Source organism: Streptomyces sp. NPDC001832, assembly GCF_040297265.1.
Taxonomy (GTDB): Bacteria; Actinomycetota; Actinomycetes; order Streptomycetales; family Streptomycetaceae; genus Streptomyces.
This window is the reverse complement of record NZ_JBEOYU010000037.1, coordinates 1-14637: the sequence shown is the minus strand read 5'-3', so window position 1 is coordinate 14637 and position 14637 is coordinate 1. Positions and strand designations below refer to the sequence as shown.

The following is a 14637-nucleotide window of genomic DNA, read 5'->3' as shown; positions in this document are numbered from 1 at the left end:
TGATTTCTCGGCGTTCCGAAAGGTCCGGAAATCAGCCGCACTGAATGACGCATTCCGCAGCTCTCCGTCAAGGCTGAAGTTGCCCCGGTTTGATGGATAACCTTCCGCTTTGGGCGAACGAAACTCTTCGTTTCCTTCATGGCCACTTCGCGGGACTGTTGCCCGGAAATCGGCCGCGCCCGCGAAGCGCGGGTTTCTGCCGCGATCACGCCGGACGTCACGTGGGTGTCGTCCAGCGTTCACCACCCGTCGCCCCGGCGGCCACGCCCTCCTTGACGGGGCTGATTACGTTGGGCGGCTACAAGATCGAAGGCGAGGGCCGGCGTGCCGAAACTGTCCGTTGTCGTACCGCTCCACAATGTCGCCCCGTATGCCGACACCACGCTGGGCAGTCTTGCCCGCAATGCGGCCGGGGACGTCGAATTCCTGCTGGTCGACGACTGCTCCACGGACGAGACGCCGTCCGTCGTCGACCGCTGGGCCGCGAGACTCCCGCAGGCCCGGGTCATCCGGCACGACACGAACGTGGGGATCGCCACCGCACGCAACAGCGGGATCGAGGCGGCGAGCGGTGAGTTCCTCACCTTTCTCGACGGCGATGACTGGTACGCCCCCGGGCACCTGGACCGGCTCCTGGAAGCGGCGGAGGAGCTGGGCGTCGACTTCGTCCGCAACGACCACGTCCAGGCGACGGGCACCAGCCGGGTGATCCGGCGGGCCCCCGCCCGGGTGCGGGACCGGGCGACGGACCCGCGGGCGGGGATTGCGTACCCGGCGATGGAGACGATGGTCGACTACCCCTTCGTCTGGGCCGGGCTCTACCACCGACGGCTCTTCGAGGACGGTGCCCTGCGTTTCGACTCCGCCCTGCGCACCGCCGAGGACCGGCTGTGGACCTGGCGACTGCACCTGCGGGCTCGCACCTGCGCCGTCCTGGGGCTCCACGGGATCTTCTACCGGCGCGGTGTCACCACCTCGCTGACCCAGATCAAGGACTCCCGCCAGCTGGACTTCTTCCCCGCGTACGACACCCTGCTGGACGAGCTGGGGCAGGACCGGGACGCGGAACTCCTCCTGCCCAAGGCGGTCCGTACGTACTGCGCGCTGATCGCCTTCCACAGCGAGAAGGCGAGCGAATACGAAGCCGGCACCGCCCGCAGCCTGAGACGGGAATCGACCGCCGCGCTGCACCGCATGCCCCAGGACGTACTGGACCACACCCTGATGACGATGGACACGAAGCGCAGCACCTTGCTCCGACGCCTGCGTGACAAGCAGAAGGCCGCCTGACCCATGCCTACGCGCACCCAGATCTTCCAGGTGTCGACCCTGTACGGGGCCGCCACGCTCGCTGCCGCGCTCGACGCCGGCCAGTTCGGACCACCGGCCGACAGCCGCCGGATCCTGCTGGTCTGCAACAACGCCCCGGTACCGGAGACGGCCGCCGGCCTTGACGCGATGCTCGGCTACGACCGCATTGCCGCCCGTTTCGACTCCGTCGTCAGCTGGAACGAAGCGATCCGCCCGTACCACCCGGGCGCCTGGGGTCCGCGCGCCGAGGACACCGTGCTGTGGCAGCGCGCGCTCCGGCTCGCCTGGGGGCTGGGTGAGGAACCCGTCGAACTGGCCCTGGAATCCATCCAGGTCGACCCGGCCCGCGCACTCGGGGCGATCTTCTCCGAGAGCCCCCTGCACGTATACGCGGACGGCCTCATGAGTTACGGACCGACCCGCACCAAGCTGCCCCAGTCGATCGGCTGCCGCGTCCAGCGCGTGCTGCACCTCGACCTGGTGCCCGGGCTCAGGCCCATGCTGCTGTCCGAATTCGATGTGGAGCCCGAACTCGTACCGGCGGACGCCTTCCGCAAGGTCCTCGGCGAGATTGCCGGGGCGGCGGACGGCGACCCGCAGCTCACCGAGGCGGTGGCGCAGGCCCCCACCGCCGTACTCCTGGGCCAGTACCTGGCCGCCCTCGACATCCTCACCACCGACGAGGAGGAGGACCTGCACATCCGTATGCTGCGCGGGGCCGCCCGGGCCGGCCACACATCCGTCCTCTTCAAGCCCCACCCCACCGCCCCCGCCCGCTACTCGGACGCCCTGGACAGCGCCGCCGCCGAGGCCGGGGTCCGGCTCATCGCGATGGACACGCCCCTGCTGGCGGAGACCCTCTTCGAGAGGTGCGCACCCGCACTCGTCGTCGGATGTTTCTCGACCGCCATGCTCACTGCCGCGGCGTACTACGGCATTCCTGTCGCCCGCGTCGGCACGGGCCGGGTGCTGGACCGCCTCACTCCGTACGAGAACAGCAACCGCGTTCCGCTGACGATCGTCGACCACCTCGTGCCCGATCTGGAGCACCACGGCGGCGGTGATGTTCCCGCACTGCCGCACAGCGCACCGGCCACCCTGGGCCCCCTCGTCCGCACGGTCGGGTACTGCATGCAGTCCGATCTCCACCCGGAACTGCGCGGCGAGGCGGAGGCCTGGCTGCGGGAACGGCTGAACGGCAGCACCCAGCACTACTTCAAGCGCCGCCGTCTCGGCAAGCTCTCCCTGCCCGGCGGCAGCCCCCAGGGCGCCGTGGTCCGACTGCGCCGGACGGTGCGGCGCACCCGCAACACCCTGCGCCTGTGACGGCTGCTCAGCGGGCACAGGCCGGGGAGGCCCAGGAGTCCCGCCCGCGCCGCGAGCACCGATACGACATCGATCTGATCAGACTGCTCTGCTCGGTCGGCGTGATCCTCTGCCATACCGGCTCCGCTTTCCTGAACGCCGTGGACCGCAAGCCGTCGGGCGGTTCGGGCACGTACTGGGCAGGACTGGTGGCGGACTCGGCGGGCCGATTCGCCGTGCCCCTGTTCTTCGCGATCGCCGGGTGGGTCGTCCTCGTCGGCGCCCCGCCCAAGGACGGTGCGCGGCTGCGGCGGCGCATCGTCCGCATCGTGCTGCCGCTCTTCGTGTGGACGGCGCTCTACCTGGGGTGGGGCTGCTTGCGCGGTACCAACGACGATCCGGTCGGTGACCTGGCGCTCGACTCGGTTTTCGCCTCGGTGCGTCCCGCCTATCACCTCTGGTACCTGTACGCCTACATTCCCGTGATCATGCTCCTGGCCTTCACGGTGATGGTGAGGTCGGGCAAGCGGCCCTGGGGCTGGGGTGCGGCGCTCCTGGTCCTGGCGGTGGCACCGTCCCTCTTCGGTGACCTTTCCGCGGTCACGGGCTGGGACGTGCCACGTTTCGGCTGGGGCTTCAGCCCGTACCAGTTGATCTATGCGGTGCTCGGCGCGTTCCTGTTGGCGCTGCCCGCCGGCGCCTTCGGGAAGCGACGCCTGCTGTGGATGCTGCCGGCGGCGGCGGGGCTGGCTGCGGTGATCGCGTACCAGCACAAGGTCCACTACGCGATTCCGTACGCCAGTGTGCTGGTGGCCCTGTTCAGCTTCGGTGTGCTGCTCTCCCTGCACCGGCTGCGGATTCCCGAAGGGTGGCGCCCCCTTCTGACCCGGCTGGCCGACGCGTCGTTCGGCGCCTACATGGTCCACGTCCTGATCCTCGGCGTGCTCACGGACCTGTTCGTCTCCGCAGACCTGACACTGCCGGCGGCCGCGGCCCTGGTCCTCGCGGTGACCGCGGCGACGACGGTGCTGTCGTTCGGCGCGAGCCTGCTGTGGGCGCGGCTCGGGATGAGCCGGATGCTCGGCTGAAAGGCTGTGGGGTGGCCGCCCGATCAGAGGCCACCCGACAGCCTCTGAGCCGCCGGGTCCGGACGGGCCGCACGTGGCGCCCGGACCCGGGGCGAGAGGCGCGCGGCGCCCGGACCCGGGGCGAGAGGCGCGCGGCGCCCGGACCCGGGGCGAGAGGCGCCCGTCAGCGCAGCACGGTCCGCCCCAGCCGGCGTGCACGGCTCGCCGTCCGCCGTAGGGCCGGATTGCGGGAAAGAGCGGCGAGTTTGCCGGGCAGGCCACCGGGGAGCCCGAGCACCGTCAGTTTGCGACGGGAGAAGAACTGTTGTTCGTCCGGTGTGACACCGTCCGCGAGATACGCAGCGGCGGCCGGCCTCAGATGCGGGTAGATCCGCGGCTGCATCATGAACCCGATGGTGGTCACGAGCCGGCCCGCATCCCCGGGCGTCCGGGTGCGCCCCGTTTCGAGCTCGGGCAGCAGGGTGTGGGCGAGAACCGCCGGTACACGATTGCTGTTCTGGAGCGGAGTCAGGCGCTTCAGCAGCGTTCCCGTCCCGGTGCGGGCGGTTTCCAGACCGTACAGCTGCCGGGCGGTGAAGAGAGCGGTGGAGAAGCAGCCCACGACGAGTGCCGGCCGCAGCTGCTCGTACAGCGTCTCGGCGAGCACCGGCGCGTCGAGAACGGTGAGTTCCACACCGAGCCGTCCGGCCTCGGACTCCAGGAGACGGGACCATCGGGCGGGCGCCGTCGGATGGGGCTTGAAGACGATCTGCCGGTGCCCGCGTGCCGTGGCGCCCCGCAGCATCCGCAGGTGGAGATCCTCTTCCTCCTCGGCCGTGAGGATCCCCAGCGCCGAGAGGTACTGGCCGAGGAGGAGCGCCGGACTGCTGTACGGGACATCCGGTGCGGGCGAGACCGCCCCGACTTCCCCGAGGACCCTGCGGAAGGTGTCACCGGGGACGATCTGCGACTCCACGCCGAACTCCGTCAGCAACAAGGGCTTCAGCCCCGGCACCAGATCGAGGTGGAGAAGCCGGCGCACGCGCGTACCGAGCAGCGGATCGAGCTTGATCCGGGTGGGCCCGTAGCTCATCAGCCCATCCGCGTAAACATCCACGGCCGCCCCCATGAAGATCCCGGTGACGGCGAGAGCCGGGTTGACCTGGATGGATTCGACGGTGAACTCGACATCGTCGTCGCCGAGCTGCCACAGCCTGCGCAGATGGCGTTCCCAGAGGGGAATGTCCTCGGGCCGCGGCGACCAGCCCGACGGATGGAACGGTGCGATCGCCGCGTTCCAGGAGAGCACGTCGTCGAACCGGCCGCGAAGCGCTTCGAAGCCCGGCATCTCATCGAGCGCCGGTGCGACCTCGGGGACGGCGGCATTGTTGCTGATCAGCAGAATGCGCCGGTGCGCAGGCCGGACAAGGTCCGCGTCGACGGCCGCGGCCAGGGTGGCCGCACCGTAGAGGGTGGACGCGCAGAAGATCTGGGTGGTCATGCACTGGCCCCCACACCGGCGAAGGGCCGGCGGCGCAGCCGCCGCAGCCGGGCGGACCTATTGATACCCATGGAGTCGATCGTCTCTTCCAGAATGTTTTGCGGCATGCGGCGCAATGCGCCCGCACTCATGGTGAGAAGGCTGCGGGCCACGGCCGGTTCGAATTTGGAAATCGTCGCCAGGTGATGGGAGATAACCGCGCAATAGGTGCGTACGGCTTTCGGTAGCAGCGCGTCGGCCTCCGGATCTTGTGCGGTCTCCTCCAGTACCTGATCGAATGCGCGGATGAAATCGAGCTGCCGGAGATCACCGATCTGGGTGAGCGAGGAGGAAACGCCGCGCCGGTAGAACACTCCGAGCAGCCCGACCGCGGCGAACGACTCCGCCTCCCGGTGCAGCCGCCAGATCCACGGCCGGTCCTCGGCGGTGCGCAGTCCGTCCGTGAAGTGGATCAGACCGCGCTCGACCAGGCGGCGGTGATAGGCGCCGGCCCAGGCGTACGGGTAGTCGACGGAGGTGGTGCGGCCGGCCGGGAGAATCGCATCGCGCGGACGCATCGGCACGTCGCGCAGGCCGAGCGGCACTCGGTGTACGGTGCGTGATTTGGCGTTGCACTGCACGTGGTCGGTCCGTACGAAGTCGCAGCCCAGACGGTCCATCGCGGCGACCAGATCGGCGCAGTGTCCGGGAGCCAGCCAGTCGTCGCCGTCGAGGAACGTGACGTACAGGCCGCTGGACGCGTCGAGACCCGTGTTGCGGGCGGTCGCCAGCCCCTGGTTTTGCTCGTGCCGTCTCAGGACCACCCCCGGAATTTCGTCCCGCGCCCGGCGCAGGATGTCCGCGGTCCCGTCGGTCGAGGCATCGTCGACGAGGATGAACTCGAAATCCTCGCGCGCGTTGGCACGCAGGCTTCTGAGGGTTTCGGGGGCGTATGTCTGCACGTTGTAGAACGGCACGATGACGGAGAGCTTAACCACCTGCGTCACGCTAGGGGCGGGTTCGGCATTTACCTTGTCCCGGGAAAAGACTGTGGGTGAACGGAGCATGTGGGAATGGTGAACCGGGGTGAATCCATGGGTTGCCCGGCCATTTCCCGGACCGATTAGCCAATCGTCGGTGGGCTGTTAACCATTTGTTGCCGCCGTGTTGGGCTGCCCATCGAAATGCCTTCCTAAGTTCTGGGACGTGCCCCCACGTACCGATAAGACGACCGCCCTCCGGGTCGCTGTACTCGCAGACTCCGACACCCGGTGGAAATGGGGCGCGCTCACCGCGCGCCGCCTCACCACCGGTGCCTCTTCGGGGCCGGCGCGGTGCGTCGAGATCAGCGGACTCCTGCTGCGCGGGAGGGCCACCCCGACCCCGCGCCAGCTCGCCGAGGTCGGCGACGTCGGTATCGACGCCGGCCGGGTGCGCGAGGTGACGGCCGTCGAATTCCTCCACACGGTGCGGGACGAGGGATACGACGTCGTCGTACTCGCCCTCGTCGGGGGAGCCGTCCAGGCGATGCTGCACGGCCTCGCCGCGCTGCGGCTGCCGGCCAGGCCGGTCGTCGTCACCGGCTATGTCGGTGTTGTCTACGAGAAGCTCGCCGACGGGCTGCTGCTGCGGCACGGTGCGGACGTCGTCCTCGCCAACTCCCGCCACGACGCGGAGCGTTTCCGCGCGGTGTACGAAGGAGTGGGCGCCGATGCCTCGGCCGTCACGGAGACCGCCCTGCCGTTCCTCGGCGGCGAACCGCACCGCCCGCAGCAGGGCCGCGACACGGTCGTCTTCGCCGCCCAGCCCTCCGTACCGGCCTCCCGCGCCGACCGTACGTATCTGCTGCGCAGACTCGTCGAGCACGCCAGGCTGCACCCGGACCGCGAGGTGCTGCTGAAGCTGCGCTCCAAGCCCGGCGAGCACACCACGCACATCGAGGAACTCCCGTACCAGCTGCTCGCCAAGAAGCTGCCCGGCGGGCTGCCGCCCAACTTCCGTCTGGTGTACGGGCACATGGGCGAGGTCCTGGACCGCACCGACCTGCTGGTCACGGTCTCCTCGACCGCCGCGCTGGAGTCCCTGCACCGGCGCATCCCGACCGCGATCCTCACCGACCTCGGCGTCCGCGAGACCCTCGGCAACCATCACTTCATCGGCTCCGGTCTGCTCACCTCCTGGGACCACCTGGACGGCGGCTTTGGTCCGGAGCCCGACCCGCAATGGCTGGCAGGCCAGGGCGTCGCCGCCGACGGCACGTACGCCACGGCCTACGACAATGCCCGCGCCCGCGTCGACGCCCTGCTCGCCGCGGCCCGCCTGCCCGACCTCGCCCCGTACTACACACCGGCCACCGCGCCCGGCTACCTCCCCGGCATCCTCGCCCGCCACCACCTGGCCCTCGACGGCCACCCGCTGCCGGGCACGGACCGGCCGCGCGAGACCGGCGGGGTGCGCGGCGCGGTGCGCGGCGCGGTACGGGAAGCGGCGCGGGGCGCGTACCGGCAGGGCGTCCAACGGGTCGCCCCGGTGATCCGACGGATGGGCGAGCTGTGAACACCACTTCAGGAGCAGAGATGACCCCGACCCCCACCGTGCTCGCCGTGATCCCCGCCCGCGGCGGATCCAAGGGCGTACCGGCCAAGAACCTCGCCCAGGTCGGCGGCGTACCGCTGGTCGCCCGCGCCGTACGCGCCTGCCTGGCCTCCCGCGAGGTCACGGATGTCGTCGTGACGACCGACGACGCGGCCATCGCCGACGCCGCCCGCGCCGCGGGCGAGGCTCTGGGCGCCCCGGAGCGGGTGCACATCGTCCAGCGCCCCGCTGCCATCGCCGGGGACAAGTCGAGCAGCGAGGACGCGGTGCTGCACGCCCTGGACGCGTACGAGGCGATGCACGACCGGACGGCCGACGTGGTGCTGCTGGTCCAGTGCACCAGCCCCTTCGTCGTACGGGAGGACATCGACGGCGTCGCCGCTGCCGTCGCCCACAACGGCGCCGACACGGCGGTCACGGTCGCCCCCTTCCACGGCTTCCTCTGGCGCGACGGCAGTGCGCTGGAGGAGGACAACTACGGCGTCAACCACGACAAGTCCGTCCGGCAGATGCGCCAGGACCGCCCGGAGGACCTGCTGGAGACCGGCACCGCGTACGCCATGAACGCCGCGGGCTTCCGTACCCACCGCCACCGCTTCTTCGGCCACACGGCCCTGGTGCGCACCGACGCCGCCCGGGTCCTGGAGATCGACGACCCGCACGACCTGGCCCGCGCCCGCGCCCTCGCACCCCTCCTGGACCCCGCACCGCTGCCCACCCGTGACGACATCGACGCCGTCGTCCTCGACTTCGACGGCACCCAGACCGACGACCGGGTCCTCATCGATGCCGACGGACGCGAGATCGTCGCCGTCCACCGCGGCGACGGCCTGGGCATCGCGGCCCTGCGCAAGGCCGGCCTGCCGCTGCTGATCCTCTCCACGGAACAGAACCCGGTCGTCGCGGCCCGCGCCCACAAGCTCCGGATCCCGGTCCTGCACGGCATCGACCGCAAGGACCTGGCGCTCAAGCAGTGGTGCGACGAACAGTCCATCGCCCCGGAACGCGTCCTCTACGTCGGCAACGACGTCAACGACCTGCCGTGCTTCGCACTCGCCGGCTGGCCCGTCGCGGTCGCGAGCGCCCATGACTCGGTACGGGCCGCCGCCCGCTCCGTCACGACCACCCCCGGCGGCTTCGGCGCCATCCGCGAAATCGCGGCGTGGCTGCTGGGCCCCACCCTCACGACTCCCACTGCCCAGTCCCCCAAGTAATCCCCGGGTCCCCCAAACCCGATCGAGCTAAGGAAACACACCTCATGAGCACCTCCCGTCTGCGCACCCTCGGCACCCGCACCGCGGGTCCGGGCCGGCCCGTCTACGTCACCGGCGAGATCGGCATCAACCACAACGGCGACCTCGAAAACGCCCTCGCACTGATCGACGTGGCGGCCGAAGCCGGCTGCGACGCCGTCAAGTTCCAAAAGCGCACCCCGGAGATCTGCACCCCGCGCGACCAGTGGGACATCGAGCGCGACACCCCCTGGGGCCGGATGACGTACATCGACTACCGCCACCGCGTCGAGTTCGGCGAGTCCGAGTACCAGGCCATCTCCGAGCACTGCGCCAGGCGCGGCATCGACTGGTTCGCCTCCCCGTGGGACACCGAGGCCGTCGCCTTCCTGGAGAAGTTCGACGTGCCCGCGCACAAGGTGGCCTCGGCCTCCCTCACCGACGACGAACTCCTGCGCGCCCTGAGGGCGACCGGCCGCACGATCATCCTCTCCACCGGCATGTCGACCCCGCGCCAGATCCGCCACGCGGTGGAGGTCCTGGGATCGGACAACATCCTTCTCTGCCACGCCACTTCGACGTACCCGGCCAAGGCCGAGGAGCTGAACCTGCGGGTCATCAACACCCTCCAGCAGGAGTACCCCAACGTCCCGATCGGCTACAGCGGCCACGAGACCGGCCTCCAGACGACCCTCGCGGCCGTCGCCCTCGGCGCGGCGTTCGTCGAGCGCCACATCACCCTCGACCGCGCCATGTGGGGCTCCGACCAGGCCGCCTCCGTCGAGCCGCAGGGCCTCACCCGTCTCGTCCGCGACATCCGCACCATCGAGGCGTCGCTCGGCGACGGCATCAAGAAGGTGTACGAGTCCGAGCTCGGCCCGATGAAGAAGCTCCGCCGGGTCGCGGGCGTCATCGCCGAGAGCGCCGAGGCGGCCCCGGCCGCCGTGCCGGTCGCGGTCTGACGGGCCGACCGGTGAACCTCGCCTTCGTCGAGAGTCCGGTCCAGCTCCTGAACGTCCTGGAGTGGGCCTACACAGAGGGAGGCGACGACCAAGTCCTCACCGACATCACGGTCGTCGTCCTCCCCCCGGTCGACCCGATGTCGCGCGGCCAGCTGCGCCGGATGGCGGAGCTGGCCCGCGACGAGGGCATGAACGTCCGCTGGCAGGAGGCGCGCGGCGGCGCCGGCGCGCCCCTGAAGACCCTGCGCTCACTGGCCGGACTTCTGCGCAGGGCGGAGCACATCGTCATCGGCGACCCGTTCTCCCGCTACGTCCAACTGCTGCTCACCCTGGTCCGCGCCCGCCGCCTCACGGTGGTCGACGACGGCACGGCAACCATGGAGTTCGTCGCCCAACTGGCGCGGGGTGAACGCCTGGTGCGCTGGCACCGCAAGGGCAGCTCGGGCCCGCGCGAACTGGTCCTGGCCCCGGTCACGGCCCGCGCCCGCAGCCGCTTCACCCCGTCCGCCACCCGTACGGTCGAGGTCTTCACGGCCATGCCGGTCGAGGCTCCGCCCGGCGTCACCGTCACCCCCAACACCTTCGCCTGGACCCGCGCCCGCTTCGGCCCGCCGCTGCTCACCAAGGGCGCGGACCTGGTCGGCACCTCGCTGGTGGAGACGGGCGTGGTCGACCAGGACCAGTATCTGGAGGCGGTCACCTCCCTGGCCCGCAACCACCACGCCACCCGCTACTTCGCCCACCGCCGCGAGTCCACCGAAAAGCTTCACGCCCTGGAAGCCGCCACGGGCCTGGAGATCGTCCGCCCTGACCTACCCCTGGAACTCATAGCCCGCCGCGGCCCCATCGGCCGCACGATCCTGAGCTTCCCCTCCACGGTCGTCCACACCCTGCCCCTCGCCCTCGCCGGCACGGACGTCAAGGTCGCGGTCTGCGACATCGCCCCGGAATGGCTCCGCGACACGGCCTCCCCGCGCGCCCACGGCTTTCTCTCCGGCGTCACCGAAACCGCCCGCGACGTACAACGCCTGGCCCCGTGGCGGGCGACGGCCATCACGGAGGCATGAGGGCCGTCACAGCCCCCACCCACGTTCGCAAACGTGACACCCGCACCCTGGGTGTCACGTTTGCCAGAGTGTCGGCGGCCCGCTCAGGGCCGAAGACGAGCTGAGTGCTGGTGACCGCGCTGACGAACACCGAGGGCTCTGTGTCCAGCAAGTGTTTGATATGAGGCAAGTTCTAATCGCCCGAGAAGCCGAAGATTCCCAGGTGGGTGGGCCTGCCATCGGAGTAGAGGACGACGTAATATCCGGTCCACCGCATCCGACACTCGCCGAGCAGGCTCCGCACGTGCTCCTCGTGGCTCGTAGCCTCGTTAGCAGCGGCAACGAGTTCCTCGTACTGCTTGACCGTGGGGCGGTCTGTACCGAAGTGGTGAACCACCCGGCTGAGTGCCAGAGGGCGCAGAGTGCCGTAGTCAGAGGCACGGGACCCCACCGGCGGGTCGTGTTGCACACCCCAGGTGCCCAGGAACTGCTCGACAACCTGTTGGCCAACGCGGGCGTGCCTGGGCTATCCGGAGATGGTCCTGAGGTCGGCGGCACGGGTCAGATCGCAGCTTGCGTCCCACAACCGCGCCGCGACGGAGAGGTCGGCGAGGTGGTTCCACACCGGTTCACGTCGGGGCTCGCCGCGCAGGCCGAAGACGCGCGGTCCCCACAGCTGGCCTCCACGCACGGCCGGGTCGAGCACCGCCCGGACCGCGGGCCATGCACCGGCGTGCTTGCCCTGGACGAGGAGGGCCGCAGGTGCAGCGCTCAGCCGTGCGCCGGTGGTTCGCACATGGACCGGTGGCCGTGACGGGGTGAGGGAGTCCAGCGCGCCGCCGGGATGGACCACCACGCTCGCCACCGTGCTGCCGACAGCACGCAGGCGGCGATCGAGTTCGACGCCGAAGTACATCTGTGCCAACTTGGAGCGGCCGTAGGTGCGCTTGGGTCGGTAGTCCTTCCGGGACTGCAGGTCGTCCAGGTCGAGCCGCTCGGACTTTGCCGCGAAGCTGCCCATGGTCACAATGCGGGCCGCAGGCGCAGCTGACAGCAGCGGCATCAGCCACTGGGTCAAGGCGAAGTGCCCGAGGTGGTTCGTGCCGAACATGAGCTCGTGACCGTCCCTGGTCTCCTTGCGCGGCGGGTCGTCGAGCGCGACGCCGGCGTTGTGGACTACCGCGTCAAGGCGCTCCACCTCAAGCGATTCCACCGCTGTTTCCAGCGACGAGAGGTCGGCGAGGTCCAGCCGTACGGCCCGCACTCGCGAACCGGGCACCCGCGCACGGATCGAGGCCGTGGCAACCTCGGCCTTGGCGGGATTCCGGCTGCCGAGTACGACGGTGGCTCCGGTGGCCGACAACTGCTCCGCGACGAAGTACCCGATGCCGGCGTTGCCGCCGGTGACCAGGAAGACGCGACCATCGGCACCGGGCAGCCTTTGGACATTCCAGGGCGGGGTGGAGGATGTGGACGGCATAGCGACGGGGCTCCCTTGCTGTTGAAGGCGGCTGCGGCTGCTCCCTTGGGTAACTCGACACCCACGGTTCCAGCGGCCACCGACACATCGCCTCTGGATCACCGACAGTCCCGCCGGACGGCCGACATCCTGCCGACGCGGCCTCATGGACGTCGTACTGAGGTACTGCCACCACGGTTGCCTCGCAGGATCGGATCGGCGGGCTGGACCAACTGCCGGACGAGGTGTGCCGAAGGGCACGGGCGCCCTTGCGGCAGGATTCGCCCGACGCGCCAGCACTGAGCAGGCCGGGCCGGCCATGGGTGAGCCCATCTGACGCCCCCTGGGCGGGCAACTACGCGGCGCGCCTGTTCGAGGTCTCGCTCACGGTGGTGAAGCCTCGTGCCAGCAGGTGGGAACGCCCGTATGCTGGCCATGTACCGCCCGTCCAGGTCATAGCGAGACTGCCGGTCGAGCGAGGAGGTGAAAGGGAATGAGCGCTGCCATCGACCACACCGGTCCCTGGACCGTCGCCGACGTCCTGGCGCTGCCCGAAGACCGCACGACCCGCTACGAGCTGCTGGGAGAGTCCCTGCTGATGTCCCCGGCACCCGGCGTCCGTCACCAGCGGGCCTCATTCCGCCTCCACGTGGCCCTGGACGCGGCCGCCCGGGCCGTCGGTGCGCCGGTGGAAATCCTGGAGGGTGTCAACGTCGTCCTGCCGTCCGGGCTGGTTGTGCCCGACCTGGTCGTGGCCGACGCCGGCGCAACCGCCGACGACCCCGTGACCGTCGACATCGAAGCGGTTCAGCTTGTCGTTGAACTTGTCTCCCCTGGCAACCGCACCATGGACCGCAGGATCAAGCCCATGCTGTACGCGGAGGCCGCCATCCCGCATTTCTGGCGACTCGAACTCGACCCGGCCCCCATGCTCGTCGTCTACGAACTGCATGGCGGTCGCTACGTAGAGCGGACCACGGCACTCGCTGGCGCGACCACCCGCCTGGACGCTCCGTTCCCGTTTGCAATCGATCCGGTTGGGCTCTCCCGACAGTAGACGCCGTCTGACGGCAAACACTGACGGCAATCGGAACCGTCAACGACGCACGTGGACGTGGAGATCACGGGCCTGGTCGGTACCTACACCGACCCGAAACACATCATCGGCCCGGAGTTCGAGGTGGTTACGGTCGGCGCTGCGCTCCACCGAACGCATCCGGCGCGAGGGCCCGATGAGTGAAATCGGGCAATGCGCTTCATTACCCATCCCGCCCGTACGGCCTCTCAAGGTTTCTACGACCGTGCCGGCCAGATCAGCGCCTGGGCGACGATGACGTTCTCACCGTTGAAGGTGACGGCGGGGCCTTCGTGCAGTTCGTAACCAAGGCCAATCGCCTCGCTCACCCGGTGGCAGAACGTGGCGTCGTCCGGGCCGGTCAAGACTCGGTAGACGGGCAACCCGTCCGGTGGTGTGCTCATGAGCGAAGGATCTCAGGCCAGCTCCAGGTGTCTATGAGCACCCCCAGCTCAATCGCCCCCAAAGCCGTTACGGTCGGCGCTGCGCTCCACAACGACGCCGCAGCTCCCCGGTGGTGGATCTCGCTGAGCGGCTGGGGCTGGACAGCCCTTAGCTTCAGTGCGCCTGACGTGCTGCGGTTCGGATTCACGCCGCTCTACCTGGGGTTCACGGAAGTGAAGCGGGCCGCGCGGGTATTGGCGACGATCTTGGGCTGAGGTGGTGTGGACTTGGTAATTCTTGACCTGGTAGATGCAACCAGTACGGTTTCGTAGATCATCCTGTCTTCTCAGTTGGCTCTTGGTTTTTGACGGAGAAGAAGGAAGTTCATGCGTACTCGTGCTCGTACCCGCGTAGCAGCCGTCGGCGCGCTCGCCGCACTTTCCGCGCTCGCGCTCACCGGCTGCAACAGCGGCGACGAGGCCGACGCCGCTGCCGGCTCGTCCGCCCCCGCGTCGGATTCGGCCTCGGCGTCGGACTCGACCGCGGCTTCGCCCCAGGCGTCGTCCGGGAGCAACTCGAGCACGAGCGGCGGCGGCAGCTCGTCCAAGGGCGGGGGCGGCGGCGCAACTGCGGCCTGCACCCTCCAGACGGTCTCGATCAAGTTCCTCATGAGCGATCACCAGGCCACCGAGCAGCAGGCGGCCAACGGCACCCTCAAGCT

Annotated in this window: 13 protein-coding genes and 2 pseudogenes; 10 read left to right on the top strand and 5 right to left on the bottom strand. The window is 69.6% G+C overall.

Annotated elements, in window-relative coordinates; translation table 11 throughout:
- Window positions 1–324: 324 nt before the first annotated feature.
- From ABT115_RS24045 to ABT115_RS24035, 3 genes are read left to right on the top strand one after another with little or no spacing between them, the layout of a single operon-like run.
- Window positions 325–1290: a glycosyltransferase family 2 protein gene (locus ABT115_RS24045; RefSeq protein ID WP_351793399.1), complete on the top strand. Its 966-nt coding sequence runs from the start codon at window positions 325–327 to the stop codon at window positions 1288–1290.
- A 3-nt stretch (window positions 1291–1293) separates the two neighbouring features.
- Window positions 1294–2637, top strand: coding sequence for a polysialyltransferase family glycosyltransferase (locus ABT115_RS24040; RefSeq protein WP_351793396.1), 1344 nt, complete (start codon window positions 1294–1296; stop codon window positions 2635–2637).
- Complete coding sequence (locus ABT115_RS24035; protein WP_351793394.1) at window positions 2634–3704, top strand: acyltransferase; 1071 nt, start codon at window positions 2634–2636, stop codon at window positions 3702–3704. The genes ABT115_RS24040 and ABT115_RS24035 overlap by 4 nt, the downstream gene beginning before the upstream one ends.
- A 163-nt stretch (window positions 3705–3867) precedes the next feature.
- Here the strand turns inward: ABT115_RS24035 and ABT115_RS24030 are convergent, their stop codons facing one another.
- Both ABT115_RS24030 and ABT115_RS24025 read right to left on the bottom strand, forming a co-directional pair.
- Window positions 3868–5184 carry a polysialyltransferase family glycosyltransferase gene (locus ABT115_RS24030; RefSeq protein ID WP_351793391.1) on the bottom strand — a complete coding sequence of 439 codons (1317 nt, stop codon included), beginning with the start codon at window positions 5182–5184 and terminating at the stop codon, window positions 3868–3870.
- Entirely contained in the window at window positions 5181–6161 is a 981-nt protein-coding gene (locus ABT115_RS24025) for a glycosyltransferase family 2 protein (protein WP_351793497.1), read from the bottom strand. Before ABT115_RS24025 ends, ABT115_RS24030 begins: the two co-directional genes overlap by 4 nt.
- 208 nt (window positions 6162–6369) lie before the next feature.
- On the opposite strand from ABT115_RS24025, the gene ABT115_RS24020 reads away from it, so the two are divergent.
- The 4 genes from ABT115_RS24020 to ABT115_RS24005 are packed head-to-tail and all read left to right on the top strand — an operon-like array spanning window position 6370 to window position 11019.
- Entirely contained in the window at window positions 6370–7719 is a 1350-nt protein-coding gene (locus ABT115_RS24020) for a DUF6716 putative glycosyltransferase (RefSeq protein WP_351793388.1), read from the top strand.
- Between the two features lie 20 nt (window positions 7720–7739).
- A complete protein-coding gene (locus ABT115_RS24015; protein ID WP_351793386.1) occupies window positions 7740–8972 on the top strand; it encodes a cytidylyltransferase domain-containing protein in 1233 nt (410 codons plus the stop codon).
- Between the two features lie 44 nt (window positions 8973–9016).
- The gene (locus ABT115_RS24010; RefSeq protein WP_351793383.1) at window positions 9017–9952 is read left to right on the top strand and encodes an N-acetylneuraminate synthase family protein; all 936 of its coding nucleotides are present in this window, start codon (window positions 9017–9019) and stop codon (window positions 9950–9952) included.
- A gap of 11 nt (window positions 9953–9963) precedes the next feature.
- Window positions 9964–11019: a hypothetical protein gene (locus tag ABT115_RS24005; RefSeq protein WP_351793380.1), complete on the top strand. Its 1056-nt coding sequence runs from the start codon at window positions 9964–9966 to the stop codon at window positions 11017–11019.
- 172 nt (window positions 11020–11191) lie between these two features.
- Here ABT115_RS24005 and ABT115_RS24000 read toward each other — a convergent pair whose 3' ends face one another.
- Entirely contained in the window at window positions 11192–11449 is a 258-nt protein-coding gene (locus ABT115_RS24000; RefSeq protein WP_351793378.1) for a hypothetical protein, read from the bottom strand.
- Window positions 11450–11524: 75 nt separating this feature from the next.
- The gene (locus ABT115_RS23995) at window positions 11525–12478 is read right to left on the bottom strand and encodes an SDR family NAD(P)-dependent oxidoreductase (RefSeq protein WP_351793376.1); all 954 of its coding nucleotides are present in this window, start codon (window positions 12476–12478) and stop codon (window positions 11525–11527) included.
- A 472-nt stretch (window positions 12479–12950) separates the two neighbouring features.
- On the opposite strand from ABT115_RS23995, the gene ABT115_RS23990 reads away from it, so the two are divergent.
- Complete coding sequence (locus ABT115_RS23990) at window positions 12951–13514, top strand: Uma2 family endonuclease (RefSeq protein WP_351793373.1); 564 nt, start codon at window positions 12951–12953, stop codon at window positions 13512–13514.
- Window positions 13515–13750: 236 nt separating this feature from the next.
- Here the strand turns inward: ABT115_RS23990 and ABT115_RS23985 are convergent, their stop codons facing one another.
- Window positions 13751–13936 (bottom strand): DUF1737 domain-containing protein, encoded by a 186-nt coding sequence (locus tag ABT115_RS23985; protein ID WP_043440283.1) that lies wholly within the window; start codon window positions 13934–13936, stop codon window positions 13751–13753.
- A 153-nt stretch (window positions 13937–14089) separates the two neighbouring features.
- Between ABT115_RS23985 and ABT115_RS30935 the strand changes: the two are divergent.
- Window positions 14090–14191, top strand: a pseudogene (locus tag ABT115_RS30935) (kynureninase/PvdN C-terminal domain-containing protein); the annotation flags it as partial.
- Between the two features lie 111 nt (window positions 14192–14302).
- A pseudogene (locus ABT115_RS23975) lies at window positions 14303–14637 on the top strand (hypothetical protein); the annotation flags it as partial.

Bases quoted from the DNA above. Each gene is read 5' to 3' on its own strand.
- ABT115_RS24040 (WP_351793396.1), top strand. From the start codon at position 1,294: ATGCCTACGCGCACCCAGATCTTCCAGGTGTCGACCCTGTACGGGGCC.
- ABT115_RS24030 (WP_351793391.1), bottom strand. From the start codon at position 5,184: ATGACCACCCAGATCTTCTGCGCGTCCACCCTCTACGGTGCGGCCACC.
- ABT115_RS24015 (WP_351793386.1), top strand. From the start codon at position 7,740: ATGACCCCGACCCCCACCGTGCTCGCCGTGATCCCCGCCCGCGGCGGA.
- ABT115_RS24010 (WP_351793383.1), top strand. From the start codon at position 9,017: ATGAGCACCTCCCGTCTGCGCACCCTCGGCACCCGCACCGCGGGTCCG.
- ABT115_RS23995 (WP_351793376.1), bottom strand. From the start codon at position 12,478: ATGCCGTCCACATCCTCCACCCCGCCCTGGAATGTCCAAAGGCTGCCC.
- ABT115_RS23990 (WP_351793373.1), top strand. From the start codon at position 12,951: ATGAGCGCTGCCATCGACCACACCGGTCCCTGGACCGTCGCCGACGTC.
- ABT115_RS23985 (WP_043440283.1), bottom strand. From the start codon at position 13,936: ATGAGCACACCACCGGACGGGTTGCCCGTCTACCGAGTCTTGACCGGC.